The sequence below is a fragment of the Janthinobacterium sp. LS2A genome (assembly GCF_036543145.1).
Classification (GTDB): Bacteria; Pseudomonadota; Gammaproteobacteria; order Burkholderiales; family Burkholderiaceae_D; genus Janthinobacterium; species Janthinobacterium aestuarii.
Genome location: NZ_JAZHPB010000004.1, coordinates 498494 through 516247 on the forward strand (window position 1 = coordinate 498494; position 17754 = coordinate 516247).

A 17754-nucleotide genomic window follows, 5' to 3' on the forward strand; every position below is an offset into this window, starting at 1 on the left:
TCAGCCCGCCCATCCGGCGGCGGGCCTTTCCTTCCTTTGAATAGTTCCCCTCAATAACTGATCTGGATATACACGCCTGGTTGCGCGCGATCGTTTGCCGGTAGCAAGGTGCCGCCGGCAAACAGTTTCAGTTCGCCGGGCGCGAAGGCCAGCCAGTCCTCGTTTTGCGTCAGCGGATGCGTGGCGATGACGGCGATGCGGTCGTCCAGATGGTTGTGCTGGCGAAAGTCGATGCTGCGCTCGCAGTCGATCAGTTGCGCTACGGAAAACGGGTATTCGCGTATCACATAGTGCAAATGCGTGGAACAGTGGGCAAACAGCAGCTCGCCGTCCGACAGGATGAAATTGAAGCAGCCGTGCGCGGCGATGTCCGTGGCGACCTCGGCGATGGCGGTGCGCAAGTCGGCGCGCGCGGGTTCGCCAGCGGGAAAGCGCGTGCGCAGGCTGGCCAGCAGGTGGCAAAACGCCTGCTCGCTGTCCGTGTCGCCGCTGGCGCGGTAGTGCGCATTGGCGGGCGCGCGCCACGTTTTCAAGTCGCCATTGTGGGCGAACGACCAGGTCTTGCCCCACAGTTCGCGGGCGAACGGGTGGGTGTTTTCCGGCGCGATGCGGCCCTGCGTAGCCTTGCGGATGTGCGCGACGATGTTTTTCGCCTTCATGGGATGCTGCTGTACCTGGGCCGCCAGCGGCGAATCGATGGCGGCCAGGTGATCCGTCAGCAAAGTGCAGCCGCTACTGGAATGATAAGCGATACCCCAGCCGTCGCGGTGCTCGTCCGTGCGTCCGCCCCGCTCGGCAAAGCCGGCAAAGGAAAATCCCAGCGCGGCCGGTTTGCTGCTGTTCATTGCGAGTAACTGGCACATGGCGGCCCTTCCTGATGGTATCGGTACATGCCCACAGTAAAGGCCGGGGCAGGTCACAGGAACGAATGTTTCCGACTATCGTTATGCGCTGGCCGTCGCAATCCTTATGTGCTGGGCGCATATCAAATGGCGAAACCATTCGTTCTCCTTTGCTTGGCGCTGCCTTACTCTGCACACTTTGGCGCCGTCCTCCCCCACGAGGGCAGCTGGCGCAGCCCGATGAAGGAGCACGTATGCCATTTCCCGTCCTGAAAAATTACCTGGCCCGCCTGTCGCACCAAACCCAGGCCGGCACCAGCGTCTGGCTCGACGGGGAGGGCAGGGCGCTGGGGCGCTTTTTCAATTGCACCATGACGAGCGCCTTCCAGCCGCTGCGCGAACTGGACAGCGGCAAGCTGGTGGCGTTCGAAGGGCTGGCGCGCAGCGTGTCGAAGGCGGACGAGGGCTTGTCGCTGTGGCGCTTGCTCGACCACGCGGCCAGCGACGATGAATCCGTGGAGCTGGACCGGTTGTGCCGCATGCTGCACGCGATCAATTTCTTCCGCCAGGGCGAAGCGGAGCAGTCGGACCTGTACCTGAACGTGCATGACCGCCTGCTGAGCGCCGTCAGCAGCAATCACGGCCACGCTTTCCAGCGCATCCTCGACGCGCTGGGCTTGCCCATCGAGCGCATCGTGCTGCAATTGCCGACGGTCACGACTAACCAGGGTTGGCTGCTCAATTACGTGGCCGATAATTACCGGCGCAACGGTTTCCGCCTGGCCATCAATGTGGCCAGCGTGCAGGAGGCGACCGGCATGCTGGAGCGCTTGCACCCGCATGCGTTCAAGCTCGACGCGGGCAATCTCAGCGACGAGCAGGCCGTCGCCAGCTTCGTCACTCTGTGCCATGCGGCGAAGATCCGCGTCATTTTCAAGCGCCTCGACACGCCGCCGGCGCTGGCCGCGCTGCAGCGGGTCGCCGCCATCACGGGCTTGCCCATCGTGGCCCAGGGATATTTATTGGACAAGCCGTTGACGGCGCTGGCGCAGGCAAGCCGCCACGTGGCGGCCAGCGCGGCCGCCGCATAGGGCACCCAATACCAAAATGAGGGTGACACGATAGGCATTGAGGGTTTTTCTTCGCAGCACAATACGCTATAGTATTCCCATCGTTAAATTGGACTGACTATGGCATCGCGCAGAAATTTTCTACATCACGGTATGGGCCTGGCCGCGCTGGGCCTGGTAGCCACTCCTCTCATCGGCTGCGCCTCGCGCACGGCCGCTCCGGCCTCGGCTTCGGCCAGCGCCAAGCCGCGCGCACCGCGCACGGCCGTGCCGCCCCAGCCGACGCAACTGGCCAGCGTCGACCGCTCGATCACGTCGCAGTCGCGCCAGGCCATCACCGAGATGGAACCGCCGCCCGACATCTTCGACGCGCAGGCGCTGGACCTGGAATTCTGGCTCAAGCCCCGCACCCTGGAAGTGGTGCGCCCGGCCAGCAATGAAAAGGCCAAGCTGCTGTACTGGAAAGATGGCGAAGTCATCGATTCGGCTTACCAGGAACTGTGCCACTTGCTGCGCGACGTGAACGGCAAGAAGACGGCGCCGATCGACCCGAAACTGCTGGAAACCCTGTGGGGCACGCAAGCGTTCGTGGCCCGCTACGGCATCGAGCAGCCGCTGGAGATCCTGTCGGGCTACCGCACGGCCGAGTCGAACAGCCGCCTGCGCGAAGCGGGCGTGCCGGCCGCGCGCCAGTCGCTGCACATCTCGGGCCGCGCCGCCGACATCCGCGTGGCGAATCTGAACGCGGAAGTGCTCGGTTCGCTCGTGCGCAGCTTCAAGCAGGGCGGCGTGGGCTTTTATTACCGCAATGGCCCGCGCGGCGGCTGGATCCATGCGGATACGGGCCTCCAGCGCGTCTGGAAAGGTTAAACGAAAGATTAAACACCTGACAAAACCGTCGCGAGCGGTAGTGATTTGTGGCCGAGACGCGCAGCCGTACGAAGGTACGGCGAGCATCGCAGGCCGCAAGGCGCACCGCGCAGTAGGTTTGGTCAGGCGTTTTTAGTCGTAGTGGTAGGGCGGCTCCGGCACGCTGTCGGCGTGGATCAGTTCCAGTTCGCGCAGCTTGGCGGGGCGCTCCCACCAGATGCGCCAGCCGCGCCGCTGGTTTTCCAGTACTTCCGGGTGCGTCTGCAGATAGCCGTCGATAAAGCGGGTAAAGTCCGAGACATAGCCGCTGCGGCGGTACGGTAGTCGATGGCGCATGCGCGTCCTCCCATGGTTTTTCCTTTTGACCGCCCTTGCGCGCAAAAGTGCCGCACTTTCCACCGCACTTTCCATATTCCCCATGAAACTGTCCAGCCACAACATCGAACTGTTCCTGGCCGTCGTCGATGGCGGTTCGTTCTCGGCCGCCGCGCGTACCTTGCGGCGTGCGCCATCGGCTGTCAGCATGGCGATGGCCAATATCGAGGCGGAACTGGGTATCGCCCTGTTCGACCGGGGCGCGCGCGAAGCCGTGCCCACGCCGGCCGCCATGGCGCTGCTTCCCCACGCGCGCCTGATCGCCGAGCAGTTGAAGCAGTTGCACCTGCACGTGCAGGAATTGTCGCAGGGATTGGAAAGCCGCATTTCGCTGGGCATCGCAGCCGAGCTCGACCATACGCCCTTCCTGGCCGCCGTGCGCGCGCTGTCGCAGCGCCATCCGCTGCTCGACATCGAAGTGCTGACGGCGCCGCAGGACGATGTGCTCGACATGCTGCACCGGGGCCGCATCAGCGCCTGCATGGCTTTTGCTGGCGGGCGTATCAATCACGAAGAACAGTTCCAGCTGGTGGGCAGCGATGCCTTGCTGGCGATTATCTCCACCCAGCATCCGCCCGACGCGGCGGGCCGGCCCCTGTATATCGAAGAATTGGTGAACTTGCGCCAGATCATCGTGGCCAGCCGCGAACTCGACCTGGCCGATGCGCGCCCTGTGGTGGGACTGTCCTATTGGCGCACGGACAGTTTGCCGGTGGCGCTGGCGATGGTGGAAGCGGGACTGGGCTGGGGCAACTTTGCCGCCTCGGCCATCCAGGATTCGCTGGCGGCAGGGCGGGTGCGCTGCGTGGCATTCAAGAACACGGGCAATGGCCTCGTCGTGCCCATCCACCTCGTGTGGATGAAGGACCGGCCGCTGGGCATGGCGGCGCGGTCCTTTCTTCAGTTGCTCAGCGAAGCGGCCTGAATGTCGGCCGGCTCTTCCTTCGGCTGCTGCGCCGACAGGGGCACGCCGAACAAGCCGTCGAAGAAATAGTTGAAGATGAAGCTGTAGCACGGGATGATCAGCATCAGCGCGAAATCGAGCACGAACGCTTGCCACAGGCTGATGTCGAGCCACCAGGCGATCAGCGGGATCAGGTAGATGACCAGGGTGATCTGGAAGCCGATCGCATGCAGGATGCGGCGCCAGACGGTCCGCGTGCGCGATACCTGGCGGATTTCCCAGTATTCGAACGCCGTGTTGTAGAGCAGGTTCCAGATCACGGCGATGGTGGTGATCATGATCGCCAGCGGCCCCGTGCTGGTGGGCGATTCGCCCGAAAGCATGGTCAGCCAGGCCGTGGAAATGGCCATGCCGATGATTTCAAAGGCGGTGACGTAGACGATTTTGCGTTTGATGCCTTGCATGTAAAGCCTGTAAAGAAGAGATGGCGGCTATTTTAAGTCAGGTGTGCTGATGTTTGAAGTCGATAGCTGTCAGTTTTTCTGATTGATTCGGTGTGGGAATACCATGCGCGCCGTGAACGGTGGATAATGGCGGCTGGCGGGCAACCGGTCCCGCCGCATCACCGCAGAAAAGGTCAACGAGCATGCAAGGCGCAGCAGACAGCAATATCCCCGACGTTCCCGACACCCCCGCTAGCCCGGAAGAACGTCCCCGTTTCCGTCCCCGTCCATGGGAGCACCTGGAAACGCCATACGACGTGGAAGTGTGGATCGAGGAACATAACCGCAGCATGCAGGACAATATCCGCGCCACGGAAACGGGCGTGGGTATCTGCTTTACCCTGGCCGAAGGGGGCGATATCTATATGCAGACGAGCGCCGACGGCGCCGTCGTGCTCGACGTGACGCCGGACGCGGCCTGGGTATCTCCGCTGATCAGCGCGGCCACGGGCTGCGAGGCGCCGGACTCGTCCTTGTGGGTCTTGCCCGACGATAAGCTGATCCAGCTGATCGTGGGGCTGTCGAGCCTGGTGGCCAGCACCTTGCTGGTGGTCGGCCATGATTTTGGCTTGCGCCGGCACCGTATGGGCATGGGCCGCTGAGCGGCCCTGTTGCAGAAACGGCATCCATGGCTCGACACTGCGCGTGGCGCGTGCTAGTCTCGCTACTGCACCCACCTGTTTTCCAGGGCGGCCGTGCCAAGGACAGCCATGGATACACCACCGCAAGCGGTACCTGCTCTGGATTCCTCCCCGCTCGGCCACGACGGCGCGCCGCGGCATGTCGCGCCCCTGCTTGACGATGGCGTCTTCAGTCCGGAACGGATGAAGGCCGAACGCGAACAAGCGTATTTCAACGATTTATACCTGCTGGCGCCCGTCGCCTATTTCGTGCTGGGCCTCGATGGCGTGATCCTGCAAGTCAACTTGGTGGCGGCCGAGCTGTTCGGCCTGGCGCGCGGGCGTCCCGGCCACGTGCTGTTCCGTTCTTTTGTGCACGAGGCGTTCCGCCGCGATTACGAACAGTTCGTGGAGCGCGTGCTCAATAGCAGCGAGCCCGAGCGCATCCAGCTGCAGGTGCAGCTGCCCCCGCCGCGTCCCGGCGTGCGCGAGGCGGGCTTGCCCGTCAGCCTGCTGGGCAGCGCCGACCCGAACGGCCAGGCGCTGCGGCTGGTGCTCGAGCAGGCCGAGGGCAAGCTGGCCGCGCTCGAACGCAGCGAAGAGCGCTTCCGGCGCATCGTGCACAGCGCCGAGGAGGGCATCTGGGAAATCGATGCGCAGGCGCTGACCAGCTTTGTCAATCCGAAGATGGCGCACATGCTCGATTGCCAGATCGAGGATATGCTGGGCCAGCCGCTGGCGGCCTTCATGGATGAGGAGGGGCGCGCCATCCTAGAGCGCAACATCGCGCGGCGCCAGGACGGCATCGTCGAGCGCCACGAATTCAAGTTCCTGCGGCGCGACGGCAGCACCTTGTGGGCCACCCTGGCCACCAATCCCATCTTCGACTCCAGCGGCACCTACCTGGGGGCGCTGGCGCTGGTCAGCGACATCACGGCGCAGCGCGCCGCGTCCGAGCGCATCTGGCGGCAAGCCAATTTCGACCAGCTGACGGGCTTGCCGAACCGCCACATGTTTCTCGACCGCTTGCAGCACGAGGCGGCCCACGCCAAACGCGAGGGCGCTTGCCTGGCCCTGCTGTTCATCGACCTCGACCATTTCAAGCAGGTGAATGACCGCCTCGGCCACGAGAAGGGCGACATGCTGCTGCGCCAGGCGGCGCGGCGCATCAGCGAACGCGTGCGCGCCACCGATACGGTCGCGCGCCTGGGCGGCGACGAGTTCACCGTCATCCTCGCCGGCGTGGGACAGCTGGGCGGCATCGAGCGCGTGCTGCAGGAATTGACGGCTGCGCTGGCCCTGCCGTTCGTGCTCGAAGGCGACACGGCGCAAGTGTCGGCCAGCGTGGGCGTGGCCCTGTATCCGGCCGACGCCGAGTCGCCGGACGCCTTGCTGCGGCACGCCGACCAGGCCATGTATGCGGCCAAGAGTGCGGGGCGCAACGGCTACAGCTATTTCACACCGGCATTGCAGCAGGCGGCCGAATTGCGCCGCAGCACGGTGCGCGAGATGCGCCTGGCGCTGGCGCAGGACCAGTTCGAAGTCCATTACCAGCCCATCATTCGCCTGTGCGATGGCAGCATCGAGCGGGCCGAGGCGCTGCTGCGCTGGCGCCATCCGCTGCGCGGCTTGCTGGCACCGGCCGATTTCATCGGCTTTGCCGAGGCGAACGGCCTGATCATCGATATCGGCGAGTGGGTGTTTCGCCAGGTCGTGCGCCAGGCGCGGCAGTGGCAGGACGAGCATGGCACCGCGTTCCAGATCAGCATCAACAAGTCGGCCGTGGAATTTCGCTGCGACGCCGCGCTGTACCAGGACTGGGGCGGGCATCTGGCGCGCCACGGCCTGGCGCCGGGCGCCATCGTCATCGAAACAACGGAAGCGGTGCTGCTCGACGAAGCGCGCCAGGTGGTTGACCGGCTGCGCCAGTTCCGCGCCATGGGCCTGGCGCTGGCGCTCGACGATTTCGGCAGCGGCCAGGTGTCGCTCGCGTGCATCCAGAAGGCCGATATCGATTTTCTCAAGATCGACCGTTCGCTGGTCGGCGAACTGGGAAGCGATGGCGCGGGGCAGGGACTGTGCGAGGCGATCATTGCCCTGGCGCAGCGCCTGGGCTTGAAAGTCGTGGCCGAGGGCGTGGAGACGGCGTCGCAGCGCGATCTGCTGCGTGCCGCCGGCTGCGACTATGCGCAGGGGTATTTCTTTTCCCGCGCGCTGCCGGTGGGGCAGATGGACCGCCTGCTGGCGTCTCAGCCGGCGGCCTGAAGCGTCTCCTGCGCCTGGCCGGCGCCTTCCATCAGGTCTTCCACGGCGGCCAGGGTCTCGGCATCGCTGACCGAGGCCAGGGTCAGGCCTGGGGCCAGGATGACGCGGTAATGGCTGCTGGCCGGGTAAAACCAGCGGTAGTTGTCGGTGCGGATGTAGTAGCCGACGATTTTCTTGTCATACGCCGAGGCGATGTGGATCACCGACGTGTCGGGCGACAGCACCAGGTCGCAGCGGCGTATCAGGGCCGCCAGCTCCAGGATGTGGCCGGTGGGCGGCGCGCTCATCACGTTGGCATGGTCGGCGCCGCGCACGATCTCGGCGGCGCGCGCCTCGGTGCCCGGCGCGGCGATCACCAGCAGCGCATGGCGCGGATAGCGTGCCGCCAGGGCGGCGCAGCAGCGCTGTGCATCGGCCACGCTGACCGTGCGTTGCGCATTGCTGCCCTGGAAGTTGAGGCAGAACAAGCCATCATGGGCGCGCAGCAGGCTGTCGCAGGCAGCGTCGACCCGTGCCGCGTGCGCGTCCACGCCGAACAGTTCATAGCGCATATCGATGTCGCGCAGGCCAAACTCCTCGAACGTGGCGAAAAAACTGTGCAGGATGTGGCGGCTGCGGTCGCAGGGCACCGTATGGTCGAACATGCCCAGCTTCGCCGTCGAAGTGCCGTACTTGGGAATGGCAAAGCCCGTCAGGTAGCGGGCGCCCAGCCATTTGATACGCAGCAGCAAGGGAATCGAAAAGCGGTTGTAGGGGTTGAAGATGACGTCGTAGCGGCGCCGGCGCAGGTCGGCGATGGTGGTGCGCAAGTCGCGCAGCAGCGGCTGCTTGTCCCAGATGAGGATCTCGTTCACATGCGGGTTGCCGGCGATGACATCGCGGTTGGCGCTGCTGGCGGCCACATCGATCTGCCAGTGCGGATAGTTTTTCTTCAGCTCGCGCAGCAGGGCCGACGTGACGATCATGTCGCCGATCTTGTCGTTGCGCAAAATCAGCACCTTGCGCACCTTGGCGATGTCGAGGGGTTGCTTGCCGGATTTTCCCAGCAGGGCGTAGCTGATCAGCCGGGCGGCGGTTTTTATCAAGGGAACTCCGGAGGTGGATGACGAAATGCGCCGGCGTAGTGGTGAATCGGCAAGCGACAGCAGCATCTTACGGATTTCCACCGTCCTGAGCTAGGGGGCATGCCCCTTTTATTGCCGCGTGCGCCAGGGCGGCGCACGCACGGGAAGCGGTTATTCCAGGCCCAGCAGGGCGACAACGCGCTCGCGGCTGATGCCGACCAATGCCGAGCTGATCGCCAGCAGCGATTCATAGCCAGGTTCGCTGGCCTTTTGCGTGAAGTTTTCCGCCAGGGTATCCATGCTGACGTTCACTTGCACCGGTTGCGCGCGGGCAACCCGTCCCGTCGCTTGCGCCAGGGCCAGGCTGACGGAGCTGCGCGCCGCCTGCAACTGCGCCAGCGCCTGCACCACTTGCTGCAAGGTGGCGCGCAGGGCTTCCACGTCGCCCGTATTCCATTCTTCCGGGGCGATGGCGGCCGGTTCCGCATCCGTGCGCACGCGGCTCATCTGGCCGGTCGGGTAGCGGATGCCGCTGCCGCGCACGGACAGGCTGTCGCGCACGTTGGCCCAGGCCGCTTCCGATGTGCTGAACACCAGTTCGCCATTCTCGCCCAGCTTGACGCCGATGCCTGATGGCATCAAGGCACGGTCGAAGCGCGAGACGATTTCATTCGCGCTCAGGCCAGGTTCGATATTGACCGAACGCAAGGCCTGGTTCGCGCCGCCGACAGAAAACGCCAGCACTTCCTGCGGGCCTTCCTGCAGGCTGGCCATGGTCAGGCCGCGGATGCTGAAGTTCTGCTGCGCCGCCTGCGGGCTCGTATAGCCGAGTTGTGCGTCGAGCGTGCCGCCCGAGGCGCTGGCGCGCTGGCGCCAGGTATTGCTGAACTGGCGTACTCTGGCCTCGACTTGCCCTTCGCGGCCCTGTCGCGCGGCCAGCTTGGCTGCCAGCTCGCTTTTCAGCGCTTGCAGCTGGCTGCTGCTGCGTTCCAGGTAGTCGAGTGTTTGTTGCGCGTTGGAAATCTCCCCCTGCAACTGGTGATCCCAGTTGCTCAGGCCCCGCTGCAGGCTCGCCGTCGACCTCTTCGCCGCTGGCGCCTCGCTGCGCGCACTGGCGCTGCCGTTGATGGCGGCGGATGCGTCATCGACGACGCGGGCTGTGCCAGCGCCTTTGGCATTGACGCCGGAAGAGGAGGAGGTCTGAACGATTTGCATGATGGTCAGAGAAGATCAAACAGGGAAAGGGTGCCCACCTTGGCGTATGCCTTGTATGTTGCCTGCAGGGCCGTCTGGTAGCCGGTCAGTTCGATGGCCGCCGCGCCCATGTCGGTCTTTTTCAGGTCCAGCAGGGCCGAATTGTTCGACAGCGAGACATTCGACAGGTTGCCCGACAGCGTGGTGAGGATGTTTTGCGCGCCGCCGAAAATGGCGATCTTGCCGGAGAGCAAATCCATGCCATCGTCGGTGCCGCCGAGGCCATCGTTGACGATGGCGCGCACGGCCGGGTCGTTCGGGTTGACGCCCGGCGTGCCGAGGGTGGTGACCACCTTGTCGATCTTGTTGAGCCACACTTCCAGGTTCTTCACGTCGACGTTGGCAGCCTGCGTCACGCCATTGCCGACCACGACGGTCTGCGTGTCGGTATTGCCGACGTAGCTGTAGCGCGAACCGACGGCTGCCGCCGGGTCGTATTTGATCGCAGGCTGGTCGGTGGCCGTGCCGGAAAACATGTAGCGGCCTTCCTGGTCCTTCAGGTTGGCCGTGTACAGCACGCTGTCGCGCATGGCTGTCAGCGATTGCGTCATCGCGTTCAAGTCGCCGGGCGTATTGCTGCCGTCGGCGGCCCACACCAGCAGGTCGCGCGCCTGGCCCATGTCGGTAACCATGCTCGACAGGTAGTTTTCGTTTTTCAGCAGGCGCACTTTTACCGTGGCGATATTGTCCTGGTACTGGGTGACCATGGCTTGCTCGCGCGTCAGGCGCGAAATGCGCACGTTGCCGATCGGATCGTCCGATGGCAGCTGGATGCGCAGGCCCGACGACATCTGCTGGGTCAGGAAGTTGATGCGTTCCTGGTTTTGCTGAAGCGAAATATTGATCAGCGATTGGTACTGGCTACTGGCGACACGCATGATCTTCTCCTTAACCCATCATTTGCAAAGTGGCGTCAAACAGGCTATTCGCCACGGAAATGACTTTCATGTTTGCCTGATACATATTCTGGAACTCGACCAGGCTCATCGCTTCTTCGTCCTTGTTCACGCCGCTGGTGGACTTCCAGTCGTCGATCGCTTGCGAGCGCACCGTGTTGGCCGTCTTCAGCAGGGCCTGGTTCTGCTGGCTGTAGATACCGAGCTTGCCGACCAGCTGCGTGTCCGCGTCGCTCATCAGGACGGAACCGACCCAGCTGACAGTGATCGGTTGATTCTTGATCTCGATCAATTTTTGCAAGTTGCCGCTATCGCCGGCCTGGCCCGTCAGCGACAGGGCCAGATCCTTGGCGTTGAAGCCGGGAGTAATGCTCAGCTTGCCATTCGCATACACCAGCAGGGGGCCGCCCGGCGCGCCGGCCATGGTTTTTCCCAGCGCCAGTTGCGCGTTGACCTTGTTGGTCAACTGGGTCGCCATGTCTTGCAGCGACTGCTGCAGCGGTTTCAGGGTATTTTGCTCGAACTCGCCCAGGCCGCCCATCTGGCCGCCGATGGTGACCGGGTCGAGCTTGTACGAGGACTTGGCGAAATCGAGGCTCAGGGTTTGCTCGCCCGTGTTCGTCATGTTGCTGCTCAGGGTACCTGCCATGCTGCCGATGACCAGCGGCTGGCCCGATTTCAGCGAGACATTGCGCGACCCGTCCGCCTGGTCGAGCACCTCGATGCCCATTTGCGCGGCCAGGCCATCGATCAGCTGGTCGCGCGCATCCATCAGCGACGACACATTCGTGCCCGCGGCCGTGGAGGTGCTGATACGCTGGTTCAGCGCGGCGATATTGGCCAGCGCGGTATTGGCCTGCGGCACGATCGCTGCCCGTTGCTGCTGCAACGACAGCAGCTGGTTGCCCATGACGGTGCTGATGCTGTTGAAGCGCTGCGCCATGGCGTCGGCGGAGGTGACGATCTGCTGGCGCAGCGGCGTCGACGTCGGGTCGACGGCCGAGGCATTGAGGGCGGCGAAAAAGCCGTCGATGCCGTTGCTGATGCTCGACGCATCGTCGCCCATCACGCGCTCGAGCTGGGTCAGATAAGGCTGGGTCTGCGAACGGGCGCCCTGGTCGGACGCGGCGCGCCACATTTGCTGGCTTTTATAAGCATCGGCAAAGCGCAGCAGGGCCGACACTTCCACGCCATTGCCTGCCGAGCGCACACCCACGCCTGCGCCAAGCGAGGACAACAGTACGCCCTGGCGCGTGTAGCCCGCCGTTTGCAGGTTGGCGATGTTCTGGCTGGCCGCATTGAGTGCGGCCTGGGCGGCGATGCTGCCTGACAATGCATTGCTGATGATGCTCATTGGGCAAGTTTCTTTCGTGAAGAGTGTGGCGCGTGCGGGTGGGCAGGCATTGAATCGATATTACCTTGTACAGGCGACGCTTCAGACGGATTTATTAAGCGGCGCTGCAATATTGTCGGTCTTGACGGCGCTTTTGGCTGCCACGGGGGCGCCGGCCGCCGGCAGCAGCTGGCGCAGGATGGCGTCGGCGATGCCGAAGGCGCGCTGGCCGGCCATTTTGTCGGCCACCAGATTGTCGGCCATTTCCAGCATGTCGCTGTTGACGGGATCCTTGAAGACGCTGTCTTCGCCCGCCATCTCGCGCGTGCCCGAACGCATCTGGCGCAGCATGTGCGAGATGAAGAAGGCTTCGAACTTGACGGCCGCCTCGGTGGCCTTGGCCGCATAGCGGGGATCGGCCGGCGTGGCGGCGGCAGGGGACTTGTCGTCGAGCGCCGAAGGCAGGGCGCTGCTGCTGTCGTTGATATTAAGCATCAGATAACCACCAGTTCGCCTTCGATGGCCCCGGCTTGGTCCAGGGCTTGCAGAATTGCCATGATGTCGTCGGGCGAAGCGCCCAGGCTGTTGACGACGTCGATGATGGCCTGCAGCTTGGCGCCGGCCGGCCATTTGAACATATTGCCGTTGCCCTGGTCGACGGACACCTTCGATTGCGGCGTGACGGTGGTCTGGCCGCGGCCGAACGGCGCCGGCTGGCTCACTGCCGAGCTTTCGGAAATGACCACTTTCAGCGAGCCGTGCGTGACGGCGGCCGCCTTTACGCGCAAGCCTTCGGCGATGACCACGGTGCCGGTGCGCGAATTGAACACCACTTTTGGCGTATCGATGCCGACATCGACGGAGAGCGCTTCCAGCTTGGCCATGAAGGCCACGCGCTGGGTCGGGTTTTCCGGTGCCAGCACTTCCACGCTGGTGGCGTCGCGCGTGGTGGCGACGGCGCCAAAGCGGCGGTTGACGGCTTCGACGATATTGATGGCCGTCTCGAAATGCGGGTGGCGCAAGTTCAGGGTGACGGTCGGCTTGGTCGAAAAATCGCTGAGGATTTCGCGCTCGATGTTGGCGCCGTTCGGAATGCGGCCCGAGGTGGGCGTGTTGACGGTGACGGACGAGCCGCTCTTGCCCGTGGCGTTCAAGCCGCCGACGACGACGTTGCCTTGCGCCAGCGCATACGTTTCATTATCGGCCGCGCGCAATTGCGTCAGCAACAAGGTGCCGCCGCGCAAGCTTTTCGCATCGCCCAGGGACGAGACGGTGACGTCGATGGCCTGGCCACGGCGGTATCCTGGGGGAAACACGGCGCTGACCATGACGGTGGCGACGTTCTTGCTTTTCGATTCGGCGCCGTCCGGCATCTTCACGCCGAACTGCTTGAGCATGTTGACCACGGACTGGCTGGAAAATTTTACCTGGGTGGTGTCGCCGCTGCCGTTCAGGCCCACGACGAGACCGTAGCCGACCAGCGGGTTGTCGCGCACGCCCTCGATGCTGACCAGGTTGCGCAGCACTTGCGCGGCGCTGGCGGGCAGGGCAAAGCCGGACAGCGCAGCGAGCATGGCTGCCAGGGGCAGGGCGGAACGAAATTTCATGAGCTCACCTTAAAACGGCATCCATGGGCCGACGAAGAAGCGCGTCAGCCAGCCTGGTTTGTTGGCTTCGGCCAGGGTGCCCTGGCCGGAATAGGCGATCTGCGCATTGGCGATGCGCAACGATGACACCTGGTTGTTCGAATCGATATCGGCCGCGCGCAGATAGCCGCGCAGACGCACGAATTCCTCGCCCTGGTTCAGGGTCAGGGTTTTCTCGCCTTGCACGCGCAGCAAGCCGTTCGGCAGCACTTCCTGCACGATCACGGTGATGGCGCCGGACAGCGCGTTTTGCTGCGTGCTGGTCGAGTCGCCGGCGAAATTGCGGTCGGCCGACAGGTCGATGCCCGTCTTGGGGAAGGTCTTGCCGAGGATGTTGGCCGCCTGCACGCCGACGGACGAGCCCTTGTTGAACGAGGTGCCGGCCTTCTTGCTGGCCTGCGTGGTTTCCTGCAGCGCCACCGTGACGACGTCGCCGACCCGGAAGGCGCGGCTATCGGAAGTCAGGGCCAGGCCCGCGTCGGGATTGAAGACGCCGCCGCTCACGCCGCCTTGCGCAGCGCTGCGCGGCGCCACGGGCAGCGGCGTATCGGAAAAGCTGGGCGCCAGCGGCGCCATCGGCTGGCTGGCGCAACCGGCCATCAACACCAGCAGCATGGCGGCCGTGGCTTTCATGGCGGCTGTCATCAGCGTGCCGCTTGCGCCAGGTATTGCAGCATATTGTCGGCGGCCGACAGCACCTTGGTGTTCATTTCATAGGTGCGCTGGGCAGCGATCATGTCGACCATCTCTTCGACCACCTGCACGTTCGAGCCTTCCAGCGCGAACTGTTTCAGCTTGCCCAGGGCGCCTTCGCCGGGACGGCCTTCCGTCGGCGTGCCGCTCGATGCCGTTTCCTGGAACAGGTTTTCACCGAGTGCCAGCAGGCCCGTCGGGTTGACGAAGCTGGAAAGGTTCAACTGGCCCAGTTCGGTACCGGCGACATTGCCCGGCACGGTGGCCGTGACCATGCCGTTTTCGCCGATGGTGATCGCCGTGGCATTGTTCGGCACGGTGATCTGCGGCACCAGCGGCAAGCCCTGGGCGTTGACCATCACGCCGTTTTCATTGATGCCCAGCTGGCCGGCGCGCGTGTAGGCCGCTTCGCCGTTCGGGCGCAGCACTTGCAAAAAGCCGTTGCCGGTGATGGCGACGTCGAATTCGCGGCTCGTCGTTTGCAGGCTGCCGGTGGTAAACACCTTTTGCGTGCCCACCATGTGGGTACCGTTACCCAGCTGTACGCCCGATGGCGAGAGGGTATTGTCGGCGCGCTGCGTGCCCGGCTGCTGCTCGACCTGGTAAAACAGGTCTTCGAAGACGACGCGGTCGCGCTTGAAGCCAACGGTATTGACGTTGGCCAAGTTATTCGCGATGGCTTGCAGTTTGGCATCTTGTGCCTGCACGCCGGTCTTGCTGATCCACATTGCTGGATTCATGATTTACTCCTGGTAATTGGTTGGCGTTGGGCTTAGGCGCCCAGCAGGCGGTTGCCGGATTCAGTCATCGCGTCGCTGGCCTTGAAAATTTTCATCTGCATCTCGAAACTGCGGTTCAGGCTCATGGTGGCGACCATTTCCTCGACGGCAGAGACGTTGCTGCCTTCCAGGTGGCGGTCGCGAATGCGTACCGCCGGGTCGGCCTGCAAGTCTTCGCCGCTGCGCGCCACGATCAGACCCGCCTCGTTCTTCGTCAGCTCGCCCGATTCCGCATTGACCAGCTTGAGCTTGTCGACGGTCTGCATTTGCGCGGTGCCCGGCACCTGGATGGAAATCGTGCCATCGCCGCCGATCGACAGGCTGGTGTGCTCGGGAATCGTGATGGGTCCGCCTTCGCCCAGCACGGGCCGGCCGTTGATGGTCAGCGCGCCCGTTTCATCGAGGTCCATGGCGCCGGCGCGCGTGTAGGCTTCGCCGTTTTGCCATTGCACCGCGAGAAAGCCGGGGCCCGTGACGGCCACGTCGAGTTCGCGCCCGGTTTCCTTGATGGCGCCCGTGCGCGTGCCGATGGCGCTCGACTGCGTCTGCGTCATGTGGCGGTCGTCGTAGCCATAGCCGTTTTGCAGCGGCTGGGCAGTGGACACTTCCAGGTTGGCGCGAAAGCCGCCCGTCTCGATATTGGCCAGGTTGTTGGCGTGTACCTGCTGTGCCCGCAGGGCACGGTCGGCCCCGCTCATGGCGGTATAAATCAGCGCATCCATTGCTCTTTACCTTTGCGTATCGTGGATTACAGCGCTTGCATCAGCGATTGCAGCATGGCGTTCTCGGTCGAGATGACCTTCGAGTTGGCCTGGTAGTTACGCTGCGACGTCATCAGGCCCACCAGTTCGGAGGTGATGTCGACGTTCGACTGTTCCAGCGAGCTCGTTACCAGTTTGCCGGCCATGCCGACGCCCGGACGGTCATAGATGGGGGTGCCGGACGTGGTCGAGGCGACCCAGCTGGTATCGTTGACGGCCGTCAACGCGCCTTCGTCGGGGAAGGTGGCCAAGGCGATCACGCCGATGCTTTGCTTCTGGCCGTTCGTGTATTTCGCCACGACGGAGCCGTCATCGGCCAGTTCCACGCCCGTGTAGGTGCCCGAGGAATAGCCGTCGGCGCGGTCGGTCGAGGTCGTCGCTTCGCCGGCGTACTGGGTGGTGCCCGTGTAGTCGATGGCGATTGCCAGTGCCGCGGCGCCAGCCGGCGTCGGCAGCGCTGGCGCGGCGGCCGTGCCGGTCACCAGCTTGCCATTCGTGTCGAAGGTCATGCTCGTCACCGGTGTCACGTCGGCGTTGTCGAAGGTGTAGTGCACGTCCACGCCCGTTGCCGTCTTGACGAAGTACTGGCCCAGCGAGTGCTTGGCGCCCAGCGAATCGTAGACGATCGAGGTCTTGGCGCTGTTGTAGCTCAGTTCGTTGGTCTTGTTGAAGGGCACAGCCTTGATGGTCCATTCGGACGACATGTTGGCCGCATACGCCAGCTTGGTCGACGCCACGGCGGGAATCTGGCCCGTCGGAATGATCATGTCACCCATGGTGCCCAGGGTGGTGCTGCCCTTGACGGCGGCGTAGCCTTGGACCAGGCGGCCGTTCGAATCGATCAGCTTGCCTTCATTGCTGGCCGAGAAGATGCCGACACGGCTGTAGCTCATGGTGTTTTGCGCATCGCGTGCGACGAAATAGCCGCGGCCGTCGATGGCTGCGTCGAGCGCGCGGCCCGTGTTCAGCACGCCGCCATTGAGCGACATGCTTTGCGTGATCGAACCGATTTCCGTACCCGTGGCGCGCGAACCGGCGTACATGGCCGAAAAGTTGGCGCGGCTGCTCTTGAAGCCGTAGGTGCCGGCGTTGGCGATATTGTTACTGGTGCTGTTCAACTGTTGGTTGATGGACTGGATACCGGACAGGGCGATGTCGAAACTCATGTTGATTTCCTTTAGTGAAGGACGAGATTAGTGTGCAGGAAACGAAGGGGCGAGCGGATCAGGCCGTCTTGCCGTTAAAGCCGGTGATCGCGCCAGGGTTGACTTCGCCCAGGTTCGACACGCTCAGTATCATGCTGCCGCCGGACGACAGGCGCACGCTGTTAAGCTTGCCTGCAATGTCGACCGTCGGTTTTTCGGCGCCGCTGGTGGTGACCTTCATGCTGTAGGTACCGGCGGGCAAGCCCAATGCCACGGGATCGATGCTGAACGGCACCGTGCCGGCCGACTTGGCGCCCAGTTCGATCTTGTATTCCTTGTCGTCCAGCCCTTTCAGGGTCACCGTGGTCTTGGTGGTGCTGGCGGCCAGCGCGATGCTGCCGCTGACCTTGCTCTTGTCGAGCTGCACCGTTTCACTGTTGACCATCACTTCGGAACCCACTTGCGCGCCCAGGGCCAGTACTTGCATCGATTGCAGCACGCTGGCATTGGCGCTGGTCAGCGACGACAGGTTTTGCATCGCTTCCGTCTGCGCCTGCTGCGTCAATTGATTGACGAACTGGCTCGGGTCGGTCGGTGCGAGGGGATCCTGGTTCTTGATCTGGGCGACCAGCAATTTGGTGAACATATCCTGGGTGGCATTGCTTTGCGACTTGACGGCATTGCTGCTGCTGCCGCTGCCACTGGTATTGTTTGTAAAGAGATTGGTTTCCATG

At 63.7% G+C, this 17754-nt stretch carries 19 protein-coding genes; 5 read left to right on the top strand and 14 right to left on the bottom strand.

Annotated features, from left to right (window positions below):
• Nucleotides 1-50: 50 nt before the first annotated feature.
• Nucleotides 51-863: a class II glutamine amidotransferase gene (locus V3C40_RS15050; RefSeq protein WP_083292694.1), complete on the bottom strand. Its 813-nt coding sequence runs from the start codon at nt 861-863 to the stop codon at nt 51-53.
• Nucleotides 864-1096: 233 nt separating this feature from the next.
• Between V3C40_RS15050 and V3C40_RS15055 the strand changes: the two genes are divergently transcribed.
• Together V3C40_RS15055 and V3C40_RS15060 are read left to right on the top strand one after the other, a co-directional pair.
• Nucleotides 1097-1933, top strand: a complete 837-nt coding sequence (locus tag V3C40_RS15055) for an EAL domain-containing protein (protein WP_070303075.1) — start codon at nt 1097-1099, stop codon at nt 1931-1933.
• A 99-nt stretch (nt 1934-2032) separates the two neighbouring features.
• On the top strand, nt 2033-2782 hold the full coding sequence (locus V3C40_RS15060) for a YcbK family protein (protein WP_374106846.1): 750 nt from the start codon (nt 2033-2035) through the stop codon (nt 2780-2782).
• A 132-nt stretch (nt 2783-2914) separates the two neighbouring features.
• Here the strand turns inward: V3C40_RS15060 and V3C40_RS15065 are convergent, their stop codons facing one another.
• The gene (locus tag V3C40_RS15065) at nt 2915-3118 is read right to left on the bottom strand and encodes a DUF3460 family protein (protein ID WP_070303076.1); all 204 of its coding nucleotides are present in this window, start codon (nt 3116-3118) and stop codon (nt 2915-2917) included.
• Nucleotides 3119-3200: 82 nt separating this feature from the next.
• On the opposite strand from V3C40_RS15065, the gene V3C40_RS15070 reads away from it, so the two are divergent.
• Nucleotides 3201-4082 carry a LysR family transcriptional regulator gene (locus V3C40_RS15070; protein WP_070303077.1) on the top strand — a complete coding sequence of 294 codons (882 nt, stop codon included), beginning with the start codon at nt 3201-3203 and terminating at the stop codon, nt 4080-4082.
• On the opposite strand, the gene V3C40_RS15075 is transcribed toward V3C40_RS15070, so the two are convergent.
• The gene (locus V3C40_RS15075; protein WP_331777864.1) at nt 4058-4525 is read right to left on the bottom strand and encodes a PACE efflux transporter; all 468 of its coding nucleotides are present in this window, start codon (nt 4523-4525) and stop codon (nt 4058-4060) included. The genes V3C40_RS15070 and V3C40_RS15075 overlap by 25 nt on opposite strands.
• A gap of 182 nt (nt 4526-4707) precedes the next feature.
• Here V3C40_RS15075 and V3C40_RS15080 point away from each other — a divergent pair, with 182 nt between their 5' ends.
• Nucleotides 4708-5166: a hypothetical protein gene (locus V3C40_RS15080; protein WP_034757746.1), complete on the top strand. Its 459-nt coding sequence runs from the start codon at nt 4708-4710 to the stop codon at nt 5164-5166.
• A 108-nt stretch (nt 5167-5274) separates the two neighbouring features.
• On the top strand, nt 5275-7449 hold the full coding sequence (locus V3C40_RS15085) for a putative bifunctional diguanylate cyclase/phosphodiesterase (protein ID WP_331777865.1): 2175 nt from the start codon (nt 5275-5277) through the stop codon (nt 7447-7449).
• Here the strand turns inward: V3C40_RS15085 and V3C40_RS15090 are convergent.
• From V3C40_RS15090 to V3C40_RS15140, 11 genes are all read right to left on the bottom strand, one after another.
• Complete coding sequence (locus tag V3C40_RS15090; protein WP_331777866.1) at nt 7434-8534, bottom strand: glycosyltransferase family 9 protein; 1101 nt, start codon at nt 8532-8534, stop codon at nt 7434-7436. The two genes, V3C40_RS15085 and V3C40_RS15090, sit on opposite strands and share 16 nt — an antisense overlap.
• Nucleotides 8535-8684: 150 nt before the next feature.
• A complete protein-coding gene (locus tag V3C40_RS15095; protein WP_070303082.1) occupies nt 8685-9728 on the bottom strand; it encodes a hypothetical protein in 1044 nt (347 codons plus the stop codon).
• Between the two features lie 5 nt (nt 9729-9733).
• Nucleotides 9734-10645 (bottom strand): flagellar hook-associated protein FlgL, encoded by a 912-nt coding sequence (gene flgL / locus V3C40_RS15100; protein WP_331777867.1) that lies wholly within the window; start codon nt 10643-10645, stop codon nt 9734-9736.
• A gap of 10 nt (nt 10646-10655) precedes the next feature.
• Complete coding sequence (flgK, locus tag V3C40_RS15105) at nt 10656-12017, bottom strand: flagellar hook-associated protein FlgK (RefSeq protein ID WP_072454566.1); 1362 nt, start codon at nt 12015-12017, stop codon at nt 10656-10658.
• An 81-nt stretch (nt 12018-12098) separates the two neighbouring features.
• The gene (locus tag V3C40_RS15110) at nt 12099-12491 is read right to left on the bottom strand and encodes a rod-binding protein (protein WP_034757766.1); all 393 of its coding nucleotides are present in this window, start codon (nt 12489-12491) and stop codon (nt 12099-12101) included.
• Entirely contained in the window at nt 12491-13603 is a 1113-nt protein-coding gene (locus V3C40_RS15115) for a flagellar basal body P-ring protein FlgI (RefSeq protein ID WP_331777868.1), read from the bottom strand. The genes V3C40_RS15110 and V3C40_RS15115 overlap by 1 nt, the downstream gene beginning before the upstream one ends.
• Before the next feature lie 9 nt (nt 13604-13612).
• Nucleotides 13613-14275 (bottom strand): flagellar basal body L-ring protein FlgH, encoded by a 663-nt coding sequence (gene flgH, locus V3C40_RS15120; protein WP_235194328.1) that lies wholly within the window; start codon nt 14273-14275, stop codon nt 13613-13615.
• Between the two features lie 11 nt (nt 14276-14286).
• The gene (gene flgG, locus V3C40_RS15125) at nt 14287-15075 is read right to left on the bottom strand and encodes a flagellar basal-body rod protein FlgG (RefSeq protein ID WP_167468652.1); all 789 of its coding nucleotides are present in this window, start codon (nt 15073-15075) and stop codon (nt 14287-14289) included.
• A 32-nt stretch (nt 15076-15107) separates the two neighbouring features.
• Nucleotides 15108-15836, bottom strand: a complete 729-nt coding sequence (locus V3C40_RS15130; protein ID WP_034757782.1) for a flagellar basal body rod protein FlgF — start codon at nt 15834-15836, stop codon at nt 15108-15110.
• Nucleotides 15837-15862: 26 nt separating this feature from the next.
• Nucleotides 15863-17041: a flagellar hook protein FlgE gene (locus V3C40_RS15135; RefSeq protein ID WP_070303085.1), complete on the bottom strand. Its 1179-nt coding sequence runs from the start codon at nt 17039-17041 to the stop codon at nt 15863-15865.
• A 58-nt stretch (nt 17042-17099) separates the two neighbouring features.
• Nucleotides 17100-17753, bottom strand: a complete 654-nt coding sequence (locus V3C40_RS15140; protein ID WP_331777869.1) for a flagellar hook capping FlgD N-terminal domain-containing protein — start codon at nt 17751-17753, stop codon at nt 17100-17102.
• Nucleotide 17754: the final 1 nt, after the last annotated feature.